The 19,959-nt window shown below is 38.4% G+C and carries 18 protein-coding genes and 1 pseudogene; 4 read left to right on the top strand and 15 right to left on the bottom strand.

Going from position 1 to position 19,959, the window contains the following annotated elements; all coding sequences use genetic code 11:
• Nucleotides 1-5: 5 nt before the first annotated feature.
• From KFZ58_RS06635 to KFZ58_RS06625, 3 genes are all read right to left on the bottom strand, one after another.
• Complete coding sequence (locus KFZ58_RS06635) at nucleotides 6-467, bottom strand: S-ribosylhomocysteine lyase (RefSeq protein WP_235794015.1); 462 nt, start codon at nucleotides 465-467, stop codon at nucleotides 6-8.
• A 2-nt stretch (nucleotides 468-469) separates the two neighbouring features.
• Entirely contained in the window at nucleotides 470-1,117 is a 648-nt protein-coding gene (locus KFZ58_RS06630) for a class I SAM-dependent methyltransferase (RefSeq protein WP_235794014.1), read from the bottom strand.
• A 643-nt stretch (nucleotides 1,118-1,760) separates the two neighbouring features.
• Nucleotides 1,761-2,468, bottom strand: a complete 708-nt coding sequence (locus tag KFZ58_RS06625) for a YhcN/YlaJ family sporulation lipoprotein (protein WP_235794013.1) — start codon at nucleotides 2,466-2,468, stop codon at nucleotides 1,761-1,763.
• Between the two features lie 166 nt (nucleotides 2,469-2,634).
• Here KFZ58_RS06625 and KFZ58_RS06620 point away from each other — a divergent pair, with 166 nt between their 5' ends.
• Nucleotides 2,635-2,871 carry a YhdB family protein gene (locus tag KFZ58_RS06620; RefSeq protein WP_235794012.1) on the top strand — a complete coding sequence of 79 codons (237 nt, stop codon included), beginning with the start codon at nucleotides 2,635-2,637 and terminating at the stop codon, nucleotides 2,869-2,871.
• A 62-nt stretch (nucleotides 2,872-2,933) separates the two neighbouring features.
• On the opposite strand, the gene KFZ58_RS06615 is transcribed toward KFZ58_RS06620, so the two are convergent.
• From KFZ58_RS06615 to KFZ58_RS06595, 5 genes are all read right to left on the bottom strand, one after another.
• Nucleotides 2,934-3,620, bottom strand: a complete 687-nt coding sequence (locus KFZ58_RS06615) for an anti-sigma-I factor RsgI family protein (protein ID WP_235794011.1) — start codon at nucleotides 3,618-3,620, stop codon at nucleotides 2,934-2,936.
• Entirely contained in the window at nucleotides 3,617-4,345 is a 729-nt protein-coding gene (gene sigI, locus KFZ58_RS06610) for an RNA polymerase sigma factor SigI (RefSeq protein ID WP_235794010.1), read from the bottom strand. The genes KFZ58_RS06615 and sigI overlap by 4 nt, the downstream gene beginning before the upstream one ends.
• A 297-nt stretch (nucleotides 4,346-4,642) precedes the next feature.
• Nucleotides 4,643-5,344: a PRC-barrel domain-containing protein gene (locus tag KFZ58_RS06605; protein ID WP_235794009.1), complete on the bottom strand. Its 702-nt coding sequence runs from the start codon at nucleotides 5,342-5,344 to the stop codon at nucleotides 4,643-4,645.
• 67 nt (nucleotides 5,345-5,411) lie between these two features.
• Nucleotides 5,412-6,236 (bottom strand): S1C family serine protease, encoded by an 825-nt coding sequence (locus KFZ58_RS06600; RefSeq protein ID WP_235794008.1) that lies wholly within the window; start codon nucleotides 6,234-6,236, stop codon nucleotides 5,412-5,414.
• A 193-nt stretch (nucleotides 6,237-6,429) separates the two neighbouring features.
• A complete protein-coding gene (locus tag KFZ58_RS06595) occupies nucleotides 6,430-6,648 on the bottom strand; it encodes a hypothetical protein (RefSeq protein WP_235794007.1) in 219 nt (72 codons plus the stop codon).
• Between the two features lie 184 nt (nucleotides 6,649-6,832).
• On the opposite strand from KFZ58_RS06595, the gene KFZ58_RS06590 reads away from it, so the two are divergent.
• From KFZ58_RS06590 to KFZ58_RS06580, 3 genes are read left to right on the top strand one after another with little or no spacing between them, the layout of a single operon-like run.
• Entirely contained in the window at nucleotides 6,833-8,335 is a 1,503-nt protein-coding gene (locus KFZ58_RS06590) for a spore germination protein (RefSeq protein WP_235794006.1), read from the top strand.
• A gap of 9 nt (nucleotides 8,336-8,344) precedes the next feature.
• The gene (locus KFZ58_RS06585; RefSeq protein WP_235794005.1) at nucleotides 8,345-9,469 is read left to right on the top strand and encodes a GerAB/ArcD/ProY family transporter; all 1,125 of its coding nucleotides are present in this window, start codon (nucleotides 8,345-8,347) and stop codon (nucleotides 9,467-9,469) included.
• Nucleotides 9,456-10,592, top strand: a complete 1,137-nt coding sequence (locus tag KFZ58_RS06580) for a Ger(x)C family spore germination protein (protein WP_235794004.1) — start codon at nucleotides 9,456-9,458, stop codon at nucleotides 10,590-10,592. The genes KFZ58_RS06585 and KFZ58_RS06580 overlap by 14 nt, the downstream gene beginning before the upstream one ends.
• A gap of 170 nt (nucleotides 10,593-10,762) precedes the next feature.
• Here KFZ58_RS06580 and KFZ58_RS06575 read toward each other — a convergent pair whose 3' ends face one another.
• From KFZ58_RS06575 to KFZ58_RS06545, 7 genes and pseudogenes are all read right to left on the bottom strand, one after another.
• Entirely contained in the window at nucleotides 10,763-11,971 is a 1,209-nt protein-coding gene (locus KFZ58_RS06575; RefSeq protein ID WP_235794003.1) for a quaternary amine ABC transporter ATP-binding protein, read from the bottom strand.
• Nucleotides 11,972-11,979: 8 nt separating this feature from the next.
• Entirely contained in the window at nucleotides 11,980-12,831 is an 852-nt protein-coding gene (locus tag KFZ58_RS06570; RefSeq protein ID WP_235794002.1) for an ABC transporter permease, read from the bottom strand.
• Nucleotides 12,832-12,905: 74 nt separating this feature from the next.
• A complete protein-coding gene (locus KFZ58_RS06565; protein WP_235794001.1) occupies nucleotides 12,906-13,928 on the bottom strand; it encodes an ABC transporter substrate-binding protein in 1,023 nt (340 codons plus the stop codon).
• A 381-nt stretch (nucleotides 13,929-14,309) separates the two neighbouring features.
• On the bottom strand, nucleotides 14,310-15,380 hold the full coding sequence (gene murG, locus KFZ58_RS06560; RefSeq protein WP_235794000.1) for an undecaprenyldiphospho-muramoylpentapeptide beta-N-acetylglucosaminyltransferase: 1,071 nt from the start codon (nucleotides 15,378-15,380) through the stop codon (nucleotides 14,310-14,312).
• Between the two features lie 170 nt (nucleotides 15,381-15,550).
• Nucleotides 15,551-16,977: pseudogene (locus KFZ58_RS06555) on the bottom strand (aldehyde dehydrogenase family protein).
• A 98-nt stretch (nucleotides 16,978-17,075) separates the two neighbouring features.
• On the bottom strand, nucleotides 17,076-18,278 hold the full coding sequence (locus tag KFZ58_RS06550) for a NupC/NupG family nucleoside CNT transporter (protein WP_370642455.1): 1,203 nt from the start codon (nucleotides 18,276-18,278) through the stop codon (nucleotides 17,076-17,078).
• A 164-nt stretch (nucleotides 18,279-18,442) separates the two neighbouring features.
• Nucleotides 18,443-19,735 carry an NCS2 family permease gene (locus tag KFZ58_RS06545; protein ID WP_235793998.1) on the bottom strand — a complete coding sequence of 431 codons (1,293 nt, stop codon included), beginning with the start codon at nucleotides 19,733-19,735 and terminating at the stop codon, nucleotides 18,443-18,445.
• Between the last annotated feature and the right edge of the window lie 224 nt (nucleotides 19,736-19,959).

Genomic DNA, 19,959 nt, shown 5'->3' with positions numbered 1-19,959 from the left:
CTCACTTAGAAAACTTCGTGCCACTCCGTTCTTTTGCCCAACATCTCACGGGCAATCTCCTTAGCACCTTCCAGACTGTGGTTGGCAGCCCAACCACATTGCACTTCATTACATGCAGGAACTTCACCTGCTGCTAATACGTCCTGTAGTGTTTTATCTAATGCATCCAATACTTCATCATAATTATCGTTATTTATAATTGATAGATAAAATCCGGTTTGGCAACCCATTGGCCCGATATCAAGTACATTATCCATATGATTTCGAATGTTTTCCGCCATTAAATGTTCGATTGAATGCAAACCGCTCATTTCCATATGCTCTTTATTCGGTTGTTTAAACCGGATATCATATTTATAAACCTTATCCCCACTCGAACCTTCCGTTACGCCAACTAATCTTACATATGGTGCTTTTACCTTTGTGTGATCAAGATTAAAGCTTTCTACATTCATTTTCTCTGCCATGTTTAACCGCTCCTCTTAAATTTATTTGCTTTTACGATCCAAACAAAATCGTTCTCCTGTTTAAATGTTACATCAAAATTGTACTTTACGAAAATGTTTTGCAGTACATCGATTGTTGTATAATATTCCCGCTCGAGGTCTTCGGCTAACTCGAAAAATCCCTTATCTTTAGCATTTTCAATCATTGATTCCTTCGCAGCAATGGATTTAAACATCGTATCACCGAAAACAATTTTTCCATTTTCAGGCAACATTTCAGCGAATTGTCTAATTGCTGTATCTTTTTCACGATCTGTTAAATGATGAAATGCATACGTGCTTACAATTGTCTCTATTGAGCCTGCGTCTGGAAAATTTAAAAAATCCCCTTCCAATAACGTAAGCTCAGGTAATTTTTCTGCTGCTATTTCCAGCATTGCAGAGGAAGGTTCAACTCCTATAACCTGATGTCCAGCTTGGATCAGTTTTTCCGATAAATTGCCGGTTCCAACACCAAATTCAAGTACAGTTCCACTTGAATACCTGACTACTTCATCCAGAATCCTCTCGTACCCATTAAACACTGCTTCATATTGCGGATCTAATCCTGCCACACTGGTATCATAATCTTTGGCCCACTCATCAAATATACCAAGAAACTCCCGTCCCATAAGCATTCAGCTCCATTATTTTATTAGGCTCTTTTCGTAAGTTTTGTTGCTTTTAAATCTTCGCAGTTGATATAAAAAGCGACGTGACTTGAAATTACTTTTTACCCGCCGCTACGGAAATACATTCCGCTTTCCGCGGGCGGCTGATGAGCCTCCTTGTGCTCGCTGCACTGCGGAGTCTCATCTAGGCCTCTGCTCCCGCAGGAGTCTCCATGTATTTCCTCCGCTGGTATTTGGGTTACTGCCAATGAAGTGCATCCATATTAATATACAAAGCATTAATCAACTTACTAGTTCGGGTGAGCGGAGGGCGGTGACTCCTGCGGGAATAGCACGTGTCCGAAGACCCCGCAGTGTGGTTTTCTCGAGGAGGCTGAGGCCGTACCCGCGGAAAGCACCCGCCCTCCGTTCCCCCGAACGGCGGTTAAAACAAATTTTAATTACATCGCAGTCTATATCTTTTGTGTCAAAAACAACAAACTTTTAGATAACAGCCACTTATTAAAACATAGTAATTAACTATGGATAGTATGAATTATATGTATAACAATAGCATATGTTGCTGACTTTTTCTAGTGCAAAATTTAAAAACGAGTGCTCATATGATACATGAGACACTCGTTCTTCTTAAGGAAGTTATTATTTATTGATTTTCTGGGAATAATCTTTCAACCATATTACCGAATTGATCAAAGAATCCTTCAATCGGTTCGCCATTATTTACATCATCAACATAATTATTCGTTAAATCAACGAAATCCGGATTTGTTGAAATATAAACATTATCGATATCATTATTGACTGATTTTACGATACCAGATATTTCTTCTTTAACGTCATCGGTTAACTCATCGCCATTATCCTGGTTGTTGTTATTTATAGTGCCGTTATTGTTATTCGTGTTATTATTGTTATTCATGTTGTTATTATTATTGTTATTGTTGTTGTTATTGTTGTTATCGTTATCTAATCCAGCTGCAACATATGCATTATTTTCCGTTGTAAGTACATATGCATTGTCAATTTCATCTACTTGGTTCGTTATTTGCTCTGCAGCTTCCTCGGCAACATCATACTGATTATTTCCCTGGTTGTTATTTCCTGGATTGTTATTTCCTTGGTTATTGTTATTTCGGTTTGTATCCTGATTTCTCTCCGAATCTCTTCGCATTGTGTTATCTCGATCATCATTCATTCCGTCCCCGGCGTTATTAAACCGAGTTTGTTCAACGTTGTTTCCGTCAGTTGCACCCTCTTGATTATTTCCATTGCCATCACCATTGCCTCCTCCTTGACATGCTGCAAGTACTAAGACAAGCACAGCTAAAACACTAAAGATTTTCCACTTCATTTGTAATTCCTCCTTACTAATTTGTTTTTAGTATGTAACAGTGAAATAGTATTATACCTATTTTGTTTGAAAACCTAATTATGGTAAGCACACCATTTTTCTTTCCCTCATTATATATAAAATACGGGAAAGCTATCAGTATCCTTACTTTTTAAGGAGGGGAAAAATGGATATTCCGGATTATGATAAGGCACTGTACTACACGCTCTGGGGACAGTGGGATGACTTGCTTGTGGTTATGGTAAGGACGGAAGATGACATGTTGTCAAAGAAAATCCAGCTTTTCTTAAATGCATACCATTACTCACTTGACCAGGAAAAAATTATGAATTCCCACGATAACCTACTTTATTATATAGACCACGCAATGAAATACGAACCAGCGATTGTAATGGAAGTATAAGGAAGCATGGACGTTTGCTTCGTAAAAAGAGGCTCATGCCAAATGGATTGGAATGGGCCTCTTTATTGTTTATCGTCATCTTCAGAATGATTATCTTTTTCGGTATGATAAAATGTATGTATAATTTCTTTTTCTTTCTCATTCATCGATTTATCTTCTTTTCTCGCTGTGTCTCTTACATCCTTTGGGACACGAAAGGTTACAATTTCCCAATCAGGATCCTTCGCTGAGAGTTGTTTGAGGTTATCAGAAATAGGATTGTTGTTTGACTCTTTATTCATATAACTGAAGCCAACCAACATATTTTTTCCTTCATTTATTCGTTCTGCCTCTTCACTTTTTTTCATAATCATGCTAATTACTTTGTCCAATTGTGTATCCTGATACCCTGTTAATTCATTCACGAGCTTAGTTGCATCCCTATTTATTGGACGAATGGAATCAACATCAAGGTTCTCATCAATCACGAGTTCAATACTTGGATTAACATCAACATTTACATAAGCATATGTTTCATTTTTATCCATTGCCAAATAAAAAGGCACAAGAAGTAACACCAGTACAGGTACGATAACAAGTAATCGTGTTTGCACAGTAATAACGGTAGGAGCCCCTGTTTTAAATCCTTTATAGGAAACTTCCGCGCCGATAGCAGCATCTTTGATTGGGATCGTCTTTTGAAACGTCCCTTCTCTGGTCATAATAATGGTATAACGACGATGCTGCTCCATTACGATCCCTTTTTTCACTGACCCACCCCCTTTAAGTAATCTTTAAGATACACATAATCTTCACTGAGAACGATAAACATCGCTAATATGAATTTCCGGTTTCGCTCCAATGTTTTTTTGCTGACATCCACATGTTTCATCAAATGCTTAATTGGCAATTTTTTCTTTCGTTGCACATATTCTCGCAAAGCTGCATTTTCATAGATGACCCTGGCTGTATAAACAGCAGAATCACGAGCATCTCTGTGCCTTGGTGACAAATGCGTCAACTCTTCAAGTGTCAGCTTATAGGTATCAAGCTTTTCTTTAAAGTCCATAATTTCATCTCTACGATACCAGGCCTCTTGTTCCTGCTTGTACTTTTTTCCCGCAGCAATTGTTTCTATTGGGTTTTCCATTTTTTCTGTATCATAACTTTCATCCAATGACACAGCTTGGGGCTTTTTTTGCATATAACGAATATAATCAATCACTTTACGCTTGACGACAAGACTCGCAAACGATAAAAAGGAACATCCTCTCTCCGTAGAATAAGCCAGAATTGCCTCATTAAAGGCTGATAGCCCGATACTGAACTCATCATCCCGCTTTGGATCTATATATCGTTTACAGACTTCAGAAACACATTTAGCTATAAATGGCTGGTATGTCTTTAAAAGGTGATTTTGGACGGTGTGATCCCCTTGCTGTGCTGAGGCAATCATAGCATCAAGTGGATTGACTTGTAATGACTTACTCATCATCAAGCTAATACACCTCCAGCCATTATAAAATTCGTTTTATTATTATTAATTTTGACTGTGATTAGCTTACATTTATATTTATATTTATATTTATTTAAATTATATATCATCATTCATTCACCATCTCTATTTCTAGAATTACATTTACCTATTAATGTATGATTAATCTTAACGTACCACTTAGTCTTTAGGCTATCTCAAAACAATTACATTCTCTTTAAAAATAAGTTACCAGCGTCCAATAGCAGCAAACAAAAATGCCTCCGGTTACAGGAGGCATTTTTGTTTGCTTCCATTTCATCGTTCGAGTAAAATGTCTGCTTTATTTTTATATATTGTACTTTGATTGACATTTTCCAAAGAATCTTTTACATAGATATCTTCTCCGAACCAGTCCACGGATTCAATATCTTCAGGAGTGTAAACAAAATACTCCTCCTCAACCATGCTCTTACTGCTTCTAACAACAACATATTGAATTTTCCAGGATTCATTATCATAGATCATATCTGCAACTCTACCGATTTTTCCATCATTGGCGTGAACCTTAAAACCAATTGTTTCATCTTCACTTCGCAAGTCATATTCCTGAGACTCATCCATTTGTTGATCACGCTGTATTTTTGCTTCGGTAGGTTCTTCAAGCGATCCATACTCAATTCCCCAAAGTGGGTTACCTATCCAATATCTGCTCCAGCCGTAATATCCAATTATGGATTTTTCAGCTTCTTTTGAAACAGCTTGTTCGTCTGCGATCGAAGGGCTATTTCGAATCGTTTCTTTATCGAATTCCACTTCCAAATTCTCGTTTGCTTCATTCAAATTAATGAATGATCTAGGTGACAACAGTACCTTTCTTCCCGGTAGCCATTTTCTTGTATCGACAACCGCGTATCGGATTGCCCATTTCTTATCATCAAAATATACGTCTTTTATTTTACCCATTTCTCCATCTGATGCATCGATATTGTATGTTTTTAAGTCTGATGTGAAAAACAATAGGATTTCCTCCTTTAAAACGTGTTATATATTTTTAATACCCTCCTCCGTGTCATTTAAAACAATTTTACTGGCTATGCGCATAATAATAATCAATTGGCACAAAAAGTCCTACCCGGCCATGGGTATCGTGATTCAGTGTAGCAAAAATCACACCAATCACTTCTCCCTCTTCATTCATAACCGGGCTACCGCTATTTCCACGGTAAACAGGTGCTTCGATCATCAGTACTTCTTCCTCCCAACCCTCTAATTGTGTGTAACCAATGATATTTCCTTCATTTGCAATACCATTAAATTGCAATGGATTTCCAATAAAATGAATGGCTTCATTCTGCTCAAAATTCGTTTCATCAGCAAGCGTGAGATGTGGAAATTGCTGGGATGCATTTGTCTCGAGTACTGCTAAGTCAATCTGAGGATATGTATCTTTTATCTCCGCAGAAAAAAGACCTTCTTCCGGAAATGCTACCATAACCTCCTCTTCCCCTTCGATCACATGGTGGTTCGTCAATATCGTACCATCACTAGTAACAGCAAAGCCTGTCCCCTTACTGTCTTCTGTTTCTATTACGACTACCGCTTCTTTATCTGCTTGAATATCCTCACTCGTGGAGAGTTTTGCTGATGTCATTAAGAAATCAATTGCTGGTATGGAAAACGTTTGTGGGAGTAGTGCAACCACATTGAAGGCCATAACAGCAGCAATAAGCCAAAACGCCCATTTCGGAAATGGACGTTTCGATTTTCTTTCTTCTTTTTCCTGTCTATCCTTTTCGAATGCTTTCCGGCGTTCTTCCTGTACGAGTTCATATAGCTCTTCATCATCAAATTCTTCATATAAATCCTCATCGATCACGTCATGATTCTTTTTTCCTTCATCTTTATCCATAAAGTCACCCCGACCATAGAGCATTTTTCAATTTTTAATAATCCTTTTCGTATATGTTCTTCTATTTTACCATGTTTACGTAAATTCATAAAAAAGCAAGCGTCTACATGACCAAAAAAGGCCACAAACCGGTGTGACCTTAAATTTCTAAAAAGATATTCGAAAAAGGGATGAATCAATTGTACATCAGTACTCAAACTGTTTTTCTTCCAAAAATCAGCTTTATCATGTTTTGTGCTTTTTCCTGGGGAATATCGGTTGATAAAGAAATTTCTTTAATTGAAACATGTGGGTTTTTACGAATGAAATTGCGAACCCTATCCGTTTCCCTAAGACATGTTTCGCACATCATGAATGGACTGCTTTCCATTGGTTCCTTACACAATCGGCAATTACGGATAAACGCTGCCATTTCCCCACCCCTTATATTACTGGTAAATCTATCATAAACCATTCGCTAAATTTAGACAATCGACTTTCAGAAAAATAAGTCATTACTACTATACGAACTGAATTCAATTACTTATTTACCCTTACATAATTTAAACCACCTTCATACATACTATCCAAATAGCATCTGTTAGTTGGAGGTACATATGAGAAATAGAAGAAAAAGACAATCGAATCGTATCTTCCCATTAAAAGTCGACGAATTGAAAAGAATCATGGAGAGTAAGTTTGAAAATAATCCAGACTTAATCTTTTCCATTTATGAACAAGAAAACAAAAGAGTAGCTGTGTTTTTTATAGGTTACATGGTTGAAGTGGAAATGGCGGAAAATTACTTGTTAAAGCCATTATTAAGTATGCAAAAGGAATGGTCCAAGAAATCTGTTTTGAATGAAATTCCGTTAGGTGGAAGTGATACAAAAGATAAATTGGAAGACATCCTTCATAAAATTATGATTGGGGAGGTCTTTGTCTACGTGGAAGGGGAAGACGCTGTTGTCAGCTATCTTCTATCAAAAAAAGAAAAAAGGAATTTGCAACAGGCGGAATCGGAATCCTTAGTGTTAGGCCCAAAAGTAGCGTTTACGGAATCCATTGTCACCAATTTGAATATTGTCCGCTATGGTATTAGATCGACGGATTTGGTGCTGGAAAAACTGGAGGTTGGAAAAAGGGCTCCGCGTGAAGTGCGTATAATTTATTTAAAGTCCATTGCCAATGATACAGATATCAATACAATGCGACAGCGCCTGCAGGATTTAGAAGTTGATGAGATTGATGATGCTTCTGTGTTAATGCAATATATTGAGGATTCTTCATCAACCATCTTCCCGCAGTTTTACTTAACAGAACTGCCCGATCGTTTTACTTATTCTGTGATCAAAGGAAAGATTGGCGTATTGGTTGAAAACAGTCCAGATGCATTTATCGCGCCCACTTCCTTTTTTAGTTTTTTTGAATCGACAGAAGATTTATATATGCGTTGGAATGCCGGCACATTTCTACGAATCCTGAGATTTATTGCCATTTTCGTCGCGGTATTGCTCACCCCTGCATATGTTGCCGCAACAACATTTCATTACGAGGTTATCCCGACTCAGGAATTGATTACCATCGGTGAATCCAGGGCTGCGGTACCATTTCCTCCCATTTATGAAGTATTAGTGCTTGAATTCTTCATTGAACTTCTACGGGAAGCTGGGGCCAGATTACCAACGAAAATTGGACAAACAATCGGTATTGTTGGCGGTGTCGTGATTGGAACGGCGGCCGTTCAGGCGGGAATAACGAGTAACTTTCTCGTTGTTCTTGTTGCCTTAAGTGCACTGGCTTCCTTTACGATACCCAATTATCTGATGAGCACGTCTGTACGTATTATTCGCTTTCCAATGATTATTTTAGCTGGAACACTAGGTATGGTCGGAATGATGTTTGGTATTTGTTTCCTTATTATCCATTTATTAAAGCTAAAATCACTCGGGCGCCCTTATCTTGCGCCTATATATCCATTCCGGTGGGAGGATTTTAATAAAGTACTGTACAGGCTGCCAATGCAAAGGCAATACAAGCGCTTTGCCTCCTATCACCCAAAAGATTTAATACGTTTTAGAAAACGAAAAGCAGTTAAGAAAAAGGATATCGATGAGTAGGTGAACCAAGTGGATCTCAATGTCAACGTAAAACCAAACCTCCGTATTCAGGCATTTTACCTGTTTTTCATTATCTCCTTCATCCAATTAGGGGTCGGGTTGATGGGGACACCAAGGCTCGTTTATTTAGAGGCGCAGCAGGATGCATGGATATCCATCATCATCGCCCTTCTCTTTATACTCCTAGTTATCTTTAGTATGTTTCTTATTCTGAATCAATATGATAATGCAGATATACTCGGCATTCAGGTTGATATTTTTGGCAAATGGCTTGGCAAATTACTTGGTACAATCTATATCATCTACTTTGCAGTTGCGTTGGTGTCGGTATTCATTATGTATATCGAAGTTGTGAAAATCTACATTTTTCCCGAGTTAAGCAATCTCGTGCTGGGACTGCTTTTAATAAGCCTCATTATTTATAGCGTATTGGGAGGTATTCGGGTGATAGTAGGGGTTTCTTTTATCTTTTTCTTCCTTTCCATATGGGTGATTTTCTTGTTAATTGATCCAGCGTTACAGGCGGATATTTCCCATTTTCGCCCGATGTTTCAAGCGTCTTTTACAGAACTGATTCATGGCGCCTACGCTACCTCTTATACCTTTATGGGGTTTGAAATACTTTTTTTAATATATCCGTTTATCCAAAACAAAGAAAAGGCAAAAAAGCCAGTATATATGGCTATTGTATGGACAGCCGCAATCATTCTTATTATCACAGTGATATCAATCGGATTCTTCAGTCCGGAACAAATGAAGACACGAGAATGGGCATTATTGAATCTGTATAAAATGCAATCCCTTCCCTTTCTTGAACGCTTTGACTATATTGTTGTAACCACATGGATGATGGTCGTCCTGCCGAATATGCTTCTGCTTACATGGGGAATGACCTATGGATTGAAGCGGCTGTACCGTATTCCCCAAAAAATCACACTATATATAACGGCAGCTCTGTTAGTTATTTCCTGTTTCTTTCTAGATAACCATTTTCTCATTCAAGAATTTACTAACCGTACGAGCAAAGCCGGATTTTGGCTTGTGTATATATATCCGCTTTTGCTTCTGCCGCTCGTATTTGCAAAGAAAAAGTGGCGAAGGAAAAAAGGAGGCAACCGTCATGTATCCCCGTAGCAAATTTCTCCCATTGTTTCTAACATTGATGTTGCTGACAGGCTGTGTACCGATGAAAGAAATCGAAACACTTGCGATTATAAATGCATATGGTGTCGATTTTGCAGAAGACAAACCGGAGCAACTCGATGTAACTAGTATTGCTTTTCAATTCAATGCTCAGGCAGACAGCATCGCACAGACACTTTCTGGAACAGGGAGTACCATCAGGGAAGCCTTCCACAGCACTGGCTCAAAAACAAGTTATGACCTAAACTCCGGCCAAATCCGTTTAGTTCTTTACGGAAAGGAAACTGCACAAAATGGTATTTTGCCTTATTTAAATACGTTAGTTCGTGATTCCCGCGCATCTGAAATGTTGTATCCAGCTGTAAGCAATACAACTGCCAAAGAATTACTTACAACAGGGCAAGAAAGCACCGGAATTAATATCGCACAGCATCTACAGGGAATAATTGAAAAGGAAATTAAGGAAAATTCGATTCCGGATGTTTCATTTTATAATTTTAACCGTGTAAATCATAGTCCTGGAGAGGATCCGATGCTGCCACTGATTGGTATCAAAGGAAGTAAACCAGAATTAATTGGTATGGCACTATTAAGAGAGAGCAAATATGTTGGTGACATATCGATGGATGATGCTTTTCTTGTTAATCTGTTTCAAAGAAATATAAGCGACAAGCCTTTTAATATTTCTCTTCCAAAAGAGCCTTTTGCACAATATATTGAAGACACCGGGGATGAGGAGAGGCTAAATATTGATCTTTTGATTACGGATGCGAGAAGTAACACAAAATTAACGGATATAGATCAGCCTCGCTTTCAAACAAATATCATAATTGAGGCAAACTTGTTTGAAACCTCAGAAGAAATGGAAATAAAAAATGAACATGTGTTCAATTTGCTGGAAAGAGAAATAGAAAAAGAAATCCAAAACCAATATAACGAACTTTTGAGTAATTTGCAGGAGGCCAATACCGATCCGTTTGGCCTCGGTAAGCTTTATCGGATTCATAAGGAGAATGGCAAATTAACCTCCGAAGAATGGCATGAGAAGTTCCCGGATGCAGCCATGGATTTTAATGTGGATGTAAAGCTCATAAATTACGGAACCGTTCAGTAAACGAAACGCAGCCTAAAAAAACAGCTAACCCAAATGGGCTTAGCTGCTTTTTAGGCTGTTTTCTAAAAGATTGGGACTGCACCAAAGGTTCGTCCCACCGAAAACATTTGTTGCTTTTGACAGAAAAGATATAGACAAGTTACTTAAAATTAAGAAAGAGTCCTAATATATTACGCATCATGATATTCTTCACTCTCTTCAATGTCACTCGAAACCAACCCAGCCAATACATGAATCCGTAAAACAAATCCGACTACTTTCTCCTCGTCATTCACTACTGCAAGCGGAAACTTAGATTCAAGCACTTTCGGGATTAATTCATTGACATACTCGTCCCTTTTTACGACGGTAACATCATGGAGAAGAACATCCTCTAATGTTTGTTTTTCCTTTACCCCTTTTATGGCATCATCAATTGTTATAATGCCCTGCAAGCGACGGCCCCGATCGACAACGAACACACTTGATATTCCGTTTTCTTCCATTTCCTTAACCGCTACCTTTAAGCCATCCTTGATAGACACAAGAGCATTCGGCTTAATCATAACATGCTCTGCTTGAAATACCTTCGAACGATCAATATCTTTAATGAAATCGGAAATATAATCATTTGCCGGTGCTTCTATAATCTCTTCCGGTGTACCAACCTGAACGATACGACCATCTTTCATCACCGCAACACGATCACCTAGTTTAAATGCTTCATTCACATCATGTGTGATGAAAACAATCGTTTTTTGCAATCGCTCTTGTATGTCCAATAGCTCCAATTGCATTTCCCTGCGAATCAGTGGGTCGAGTGCACTAAATGGTTCATCCATCAGTAGTATTTCCGGATCATTTGCCAGAGCCCGCGCTAGCCCAACACGTTGTTGCATCCCACCGGATAATTCATCAGGATATTTATTTTCATAGCCTTTTAATCCGACGTTTTCAATATTTTCAAGCGCTATTTTATGCCTCTCCTCTTTCGATACGTTGCGAATTTCTAAACCATACTCCACATTTGCCAGAATAGTTTTATGATTGAATAATCCAAAATGCTGAAAAACCATTGCTATTTTTTCCTGCCTTACTTTCTTCAGCTGATCCGTACTGTATTTCGTAATATCTTCATCATCGATATAAATGGACCCATCTGTTGGTTTGTTTAATAGATTAAAACATCTGATAAAGGTTGACTTTCCACTACCTGACAACCCCATAATTACAAACACTTCTCCTTGCTTGATCTCTAGAGAAGCGTCATATACGCCAACCGTATGATTCGTTTCTGTTAAAATCTCTTCCTTTGTCTTGCCGCTCTTTATCATCGGGATAACGGATTTTGGTTTTGGTCCAAAGATTTTTGATACATGTTCTATCTTAATTTTTGACATTTGATCGCTTACCTCCTATGCTTTTGAAATTTATCTGCTATACCATTCGTGACACGATCAATGATAACAGCTAAAAATACAATACTAATGCCTGCCTCAAAACCTAAAGCAATATCAATACGGTTAATCGATACAAGTACTTGCTCCCCTAGACCTGAAGCTCCTACCATGGAAGCAATAACGACCATTGCCAGTGCCATCATTGTTGTTTGGTTAACCCCTGCCATAATCGTAGGCAGTGCTTGCGGGAGCTGAATTTTTCTCAGTGTTTGCAATTTCGATGAACCAAATGACTCAGCTGATTCAATTACATCCTTGTCCACACCACGTATCGCTAATTCCGTCAGGCGGATAACAGGCGGTACAGCATATATTAACGTTGCAAAAATAGCAGATACATTACCTAATCCGAAAAAGAAAATGGCCGGGATCAGATAAACGAAACTTGGCATTGTTTGCATTGCATCAAGGATGGGGCGCAGTATATTCGAGACAGGTTTACTAAATGCCATCCATATCCCTGAAGGAATACCTATTAATAAACAAATCAAAACAGCCGTTACGATAATAGCAATTGTTGTCATCATATCTTCCCAAAGGCCAAATGTTCCTATTAAAAATACAAAAAGGCCATAAAGAATACCCGAAAATATCGATTTAAAATACCATCCCACCAAAATAATAAATATAATAAATAACCACCATGGCATCAATGTTAAAAAGTCAGCAATTCCTCCAATGGTACGGGATGATATAAAAAATATAAAATCAAAAAAACCTTCTAACGATGAATCTAAAAAACTTACAATCTGATCTGCATAATCACCTAGATTTGTGCGTATATCAGGAAAATTCCCCATAAACCCATTTCACCTCTTTATAATTTGTTAACCTCAAGAAGCAGCTAACCAAGCGGCCAGCTGCTTCTATTTTATTACAACGCCTCTTTCACTGTTTCAGCTACATCCTCAGGTACCCAGCTTGTCCAAATATCCTCATGTTCGTTCATCCACCAGTTTGCAGCTTCCTCAGGCGTAGCATCATTTTCATCCATATATGTTAAAGCTTGCTCAGTAAGGTCGCTGCTCGTTTCATAGTTACTCAAAAACTCTACGACATCCGGTGCTTGCTCCGGCAAATCTTTATGAACGGCAACCGTAACATCATTTGGAGGAAATTCTGTTGCTTTTGTTTCTTCCCATTCTGCTTCATCATATTCAGGCTCTTCCAGTAAAGTTAAATCCATCGTAGCCGTTACAGCAGTTGGTGACCAGTAGTATCCTACCCAAGCTTCACCTGCATTGTATGCGTCTGTAAGATCTGCCACGATCGCAGCATCAGAACCAGGCATGAAATTATTCATTGTCGCGTCCAATCCATAGATATCGAATTTCGCATCAATTGCTTCTTGAACAGCCCATCCACTTGGAGCATTCACAACTCTTCCTCTGCCAGGATCTTCAGGGTCTTCAAACACTTCCGGGTAATCCTTTAAATCTTCAACTGTTTGTAAATCAGGTGCCATTGGCTCAATACCTCGCTCCTCGTCACCCTCAATGACATATGTTGGTACATATAGGCCTTGATTATTATCGTCAAAGTTAACAGAAACCTCTTCAATATCCCCTGCTTCAATTGCTTCTGTGTAAATTTCTTTTATGTTATCTGTCCATGCTTCCATGTAAACGTTAATGTCACCTTCTATAAGACCTTGAAACGTAGCTGCTGTTGTTCCAGCTGTAACGTCTGTATCATAGCCATAACCTTCTTCAATGATCGTTTGTGCAATACTATTGTGAACACGATTGCTGTCCCAACCAGCATCAGATAATACAATTGTGTCAATTCCCTCTCCCCCTGCTTCGTCTGAGCCGGAATCTCCATTTCCATCTGAATCCCCACAGGCAGAAAGCACTACTAATACAGTAGCACAAATTAAAATGATTAACTTCTTCATAAATTTCTTTACTCCTTTTTATATTTATTTTTAATGATTTAACAAAATGAAATGAATACCCATTACTAATTTTAATAGAATATGTGGATGGCATATCTCGGTCGTAAAAAAAGTGGATTGAAATTCCATTTACAGAGGATGACACGAATGAAATTTCCTTGATGGCTGCCTGCAAACAATGATATTAGTTTACCGAACTCGACATAATTCTACAAATATGCTAAACAGCTAAAATACGGCAAAAGTTGTTATAATATGGCAATACATGAGTTAAAATGCATCTATCAGCTTATTTATCTCTATATCTATCGATAACTCTCCTTATCATCAAAAATAAAAAAGCTCCCTTGATTAGCCGTAGCCAGACAAGGGAGTTTCGTCCTATTTCATGTTTTCTTCTAAGATCTCCATCACACGTTCACGTGCTTTTTCACTTTTATATTCTTTCATATGATCGGTCATAATTGATGAAAACTCTCTTAGTTGCTGAAGTTCCCTAACCAATACCTCTATCGTTAATGATTCCTCTTCAAGCACTCGAGCATATCTTTTTTCAGCGAATGATTTTGCATTGATAATTTGATCCCCCCTGCTTGCTTGTTTCGATAACGGGATGAGCAGCATAGGGATACGCAATGCTAAAAATTCAAATATTGCATTGGAGCCCGCCCTTGATAATACAAAATCTGTTGCCGCAAAAATATCCTTTAACTCTTCATTTACATATTCAAACTGTGCATATCCCTCTTCATTAATAGAGTGATCTACTTTTCCTTGACCACAAATATGGATAATTTGGAAGGATGGCAACAATTCAGAGAGGCTTTCTCTGAGTGTTTCATTTATTTTCTCAGCACCACCACTGCCTCCCATCACGAGTAAAACTGGTTTTTCTTTTGTCAATCCAGCGAATGCCAGCCCCTTTTCTTTATTCCCTTGGAAAAGCTCTTCGCGAATCACAGCACCAACATATTCTCTCTTTGGTTCAGGGAGATATTGCATTGTTTCTTCAAAGGTTGCTAGAACTTTTTTTGCAAAGGGAATGGCAATTTTATTCGCAAGACCCGGCGTGTAATCCGATTCATGAATAACTGCCGGCACGTTACGCAATTTAGCAGCTGCTACGACTGGAACGGAGACAAATCCGCCTTTGGAAAAAATGACTGCAGGCTTTCGCTTGCCAATAATCCTCCATGCCTGCATGGTCCCTTTCAGTACTTTAAACGGATCCTTCAGGTTTTCTTTTGACATATAGCGGCGCAACTTCCCGGTTGAAATGGGATGATAGGTAACATCCTCCAATTCTCCGATAAGCTTTCTTTCAATTCCATCTTTTGACCCTATATAATCAATTTCCCATCCCGCGCGTGCATACACAGGGATCAATGCAAGATTCACAATAACATGGCCAGCACTCCCCCCACCAGTGAAGAGGATGCGTTTTTTTCTCATAAATAGTACTTCCTTTCTATCTTAAAAACGGTGTAATAATCTTTATGATTACATTCTAAAGTGTAATAGAAATAGATAAAAAAAGGAAGTATCTTATATACGAAACAGAAACATGTGAATGTTGATATAAAGCAGGGAGTTTCACCTCGCTTTATATCAGCTACAGTAAGCTATTCATCCAAATTCAATACAACTAGCCTTTCTTCGGTCATTTCTTCAATGGAATATTTAGGACCTTCTTTGCCCCAACCGCTATCTTTCACTCCTCCATATGGCATGAGATCAACACGGTATTGGGATGAATCATTAATAATTAACCCCCGACTTCCACATTCCGTGCTGCATAAAAAGCAGTATCAAGATTTTTGGTGAATATTCCACCTTGAAGTCCGTACGGTGATTTGTTTAATTCCTCAATACATTCATCTAAATGGTTATATTCAATAATACTAACTACTGGTGCAAAAATTTCCTCGTAAACAACCAGCATATCCCCCTTCACCTCGCTCAGCACTGTTGGATCATACATTGCTCCAGTGCGTTTTCCGCCTGTAACTATTGTTGCACCGTTCTGCTGAGCTTCTTTTACCCATTCTTCAGCGCGCTTTGCTTCCTCCTCAGAAATCATAGGTCCTACATCTGTGTCTTCATCATTTGGGTCACCGACGACAAGGTCCTTCATCGCTTCTGTCAATTTTTCCTGAAATTCTTCCTTAACGTCTGTATGCACATACAGACGCTGTGGTGTAATACAGGTCTGACCTGCATACGCGAATCCTGCTGAAGACAGTGTAGCTGCTGCTTTATCCAAGTCTGCTTCCTTATCGATAATAACCGGTGAGTTGTTCCCAAGTTCCAATATCAGCTTATTTAGTCCTGTGTTTTGCTTCAATTTTAATCCAACTTCAGCACTGCCGGTAAATGTATAAGTGGAAATACGTTCGTCCTGTTGCATTTGTTTTCCAATTACAGAACCCGAACCAACAATTACATTCAGTAAACCTGCTGGTAGACCTGCTTTTTCAAACAAAGCCGCTAATCTTAGAGCAGTTACAGGTGTTGCGCTTGCCGGTTTTAGGACAACTGCATTTCCTGCAGCCAGTGCGGGGGCAATCTTATGTGCTACTAAGTTTAAAGGAAAATTAAATGGCGTAATCGCTCCGACGACCCCTACCGGAACACGGATTGTAAATGCCATTCGGTTTTCTGATCCTGGGGCAGCTTCTACAGGCACACCATGTCCGCTAATTCGCTTCGCTTCCTCTGCAGAAAGTTCCATTGTCTGAACAGCACGGTCAACTTCCGTTCGTGCCTGCTTCATCGGTTTTCCAGCTTCCGCCACCATTGTTTTTGCTAATTCCTCTTTCTCTGCCCGCAAGAGTTCAGTAACCTTTTTTAAAATTTCAAAACGTTCATAAGGGGCTAATTGCTTTGATTTATAGGCTTCCTCAGCACTTTCTATGGCATGGTCTACATCCTTTTCAAAAGCTTTAGAAATAGTTGCATAGGTTTCTTGTGTATATTTATTAAGAACTTCCAGCTTTTCTTCTCTTGCTATCCATTTACCATCAATAAAAAGATTAAATTGTTCACTCATCTTATCATTCACCTCTTACTATATATTTTTCCTTACAAAGTTGATTATAAACATTAAAAACAGCCCCCTACGAACGAAGGCTGCTGTTTGTTTATTATTTATAAGAAAAGACCTGCGACTGTAGCGGATAAAATTGATGCTAATATAGAGCCTATCAACAATTTCATGCCAAAACCTGAAACAGTAGCCGCCTTATCACCGTCAATACCTTTCACGGTTCCGGCAATAATTCCAATAGATGAGAAGTTAGCAAAACTTGTCAGAAATACGGTTACAATACCAATTGTTTTCTCTGACATCTCATCAAGCAATGGCTCGAATGCAAGCATTGCTACAAACTCATTTGTCACTATTTTCGTCCCCATTATGGAGCCCGCTTCAATGACTTCACTTGGGGCTATCCCCATTAATAAACCAATTGGGGCAAGAATATATCCTAAAATCTGTTGTAATGTTACGCCGGCAAACACTAATTGAATCAACCAGTTTACTAATTCCAAAGAAGCAATAAATGCAATTAGCATCGCAGCAACAATTAATGCAATTTTACCACCTTCAAGCGCGCCGTTACTCATTGCTTCAAAAATACTTCTATCATTTGAGACATTTTTTACATCCACATAATCTTCTTCTTCCGGAACTGTAACAGGTGCAACAACAGATGCAACCATCAATGCGCTGAACATGTTTAATGGTAGTGCCAACAAAATATATTCCGCTGGCATCATCTGAAGAAAAGAACCTACAATAGACGCTGACACAGAACTCATGGCAGAAGCACTAACGATGTACAGTCGATTATGAGTTAAATGGTGGAATTGTGATCTAATCGCTATTAAAGCTTCAGACTGCCCAAAAAAGATACTGTTCACACCATTAAACGATTCAATTTTTGGTAAGCCTGTAATTTTTGAAATAAGACCGCCAATATATTTAATAGTTATAGGTAGAACTTTTAAATACGTTAAAACTTGGAGCAGGGTTGCGAAAAAGATAATCAGTAACAAGACGTTAAAAAAGAAAACGCCCCCCTCTTGAATCTCAAACCCACCTACCACAAAGTTTATTCCTTCTGTTCCAAATTCAATTAATTTATTAAACACTGCTGATATTCCATTTATAATTGCTTGTCCAATTTGTGTTGAGAACATAAACCAAGTTATCAACAATTGTATTACCAGCATAATGCCAATAGCTTTAAAATTAATGTTTTTCTTATCATTAGACATCAAAAATGCGATGCCAATTACTACTACAATTGCTAATAATCCTAAAATAACCTCCACTATAATCCTCCCCATCTCTAGTTGTAACTGCTTTCATACAGCATAGGTAATTGTACCAAGTCGTCAGACGTCATGCAAGAGATTGTTTATTCTGCATTTTGTTATATCATGTAATTAGTTGTTCCCAATATAACGCGTTTCAACCCACCCAATCGCTTTTGCCTTAGGTTTTCAATCCATTAATGCATAGGGAAGAAAATCATTTGCAGTACAAAAATCACACCAAACAAATATAATATCCAGTGTACTTCTCTTCCTTTCCCACCTACGAGCTTCAATAGCGGATATGTGATAAATCCAATAGCTATTCCTGTGGCAATACTTGATGTAAATGGCATGGTAAGAATAACCGCAAAAGCCGGAAATGCTTCGTCAAAGGTTTTCCAGTCAATTTTAGACAGTCCCTCCATCATGAAACAACCAACGATAATTAATACAGGTGATGTTATCGCAGGAATGTTTGCGACAATCTGAATGATGGGCGTAAAGAAAACGGATAATGCAAATAAGGCTGCTACTACGACAGATGTCATCCCCGTTCTCCCACCTGCTGCAACGCCTGAGGTGGATTCAACATATGCTGACGCGGGGCTTGTCCCGAACATAGAACCAACTGTTGTAGCGGTCGCATCTGCCAAGAGAGCTTGCTTTGCTCGTGGCATATTTCCATTTTTCATGAACCCAGCCTGTTCAGCAACACCGATCATTGTACCGGTTGTATCAAAGATCGTTACAAGTAAAAACGCGAAAACGACGGTATAAAGACCATTCGTGAAAACTCCACCAATATTCATATCAAAAAACACCGGCATAGGAGGCATTGAAACAACCTCGTTTGTGAATTCCAGTTGTCCTGTGAAAAACGCAATGAGCCCTGTTGCCAACATCCCTAAAAATAGGGCACCCTTTAATTTCAGAACAAGCAATATTAAGGTTATAAACAATCCAGTAATCGTCAGCAGTATCATCGGATCACCCAGGTCACCTAACCCAACAATATTTGCATCGTTTGGAACGACCAAACCAGCATTTCTCAGCCCTACAAACGCAATGAAAAGACCAATACCCGATGTGATTCCGTACTTTAATGATGCTGGGATCGCATAAATTAATGTTTCCCGTAATTGCGTAAGACTTAATAAAATAAAAAGAATACCAGCTAAAAACACAGCACCGAAAACTACCTGATAGGATATACCCTGTGTGGCAACCACACTGGCAAAATAGGCATTCATCCCCATCCCCGGTGCTATAGCAATTGGATAGTTTGCAAAAAATGCCATATATAATGTACCAACCACTGCGGAAATAACAGTAGCCATAAAAACCTGGTCAAATGGTACCCCAGCTGAAGACAGAATAGCAGGATTTACTACGATAATATAAACCATTGTAAGAAAAGTTGTAACCCCAGCTACAAATTCTGTTCGAATATTTGTGTTGTTTTCTTTAAACTTAAATAATCTTTCCACCGCTAGCCCCTCTTTCCGAATAATAAAATCAACACAATCTATAATATTCGTTTTTTAGTATTTTTGCAAGGCTATTAAACGTTTTTTTATGTAAAATTATATTTTTCTAGAGTTATAAGGAAGGAAAATACAATCTTCGTCTAAGTAAGTTTGTGTTTTGCCTATTAACTTTTATAGAAAAAACGATTTTTGATAGATGTAAAATGAGATAAGCATGCTATAAT

The organism is Virgibacillus sp. NKC19-16, assembly GCF_021560035.1.
GTDB lineage: Bacteria > Bacillota > Bacilli > Bacillales > Amphibacillaceae > Virgibacillus_L > Virgibacillus_L salidurans.
The sequence above is the reverse complement of the archived record's forward strand: the minus strand, read 5'-3'. Positions and strand labels throughout refer to the sequence as shown.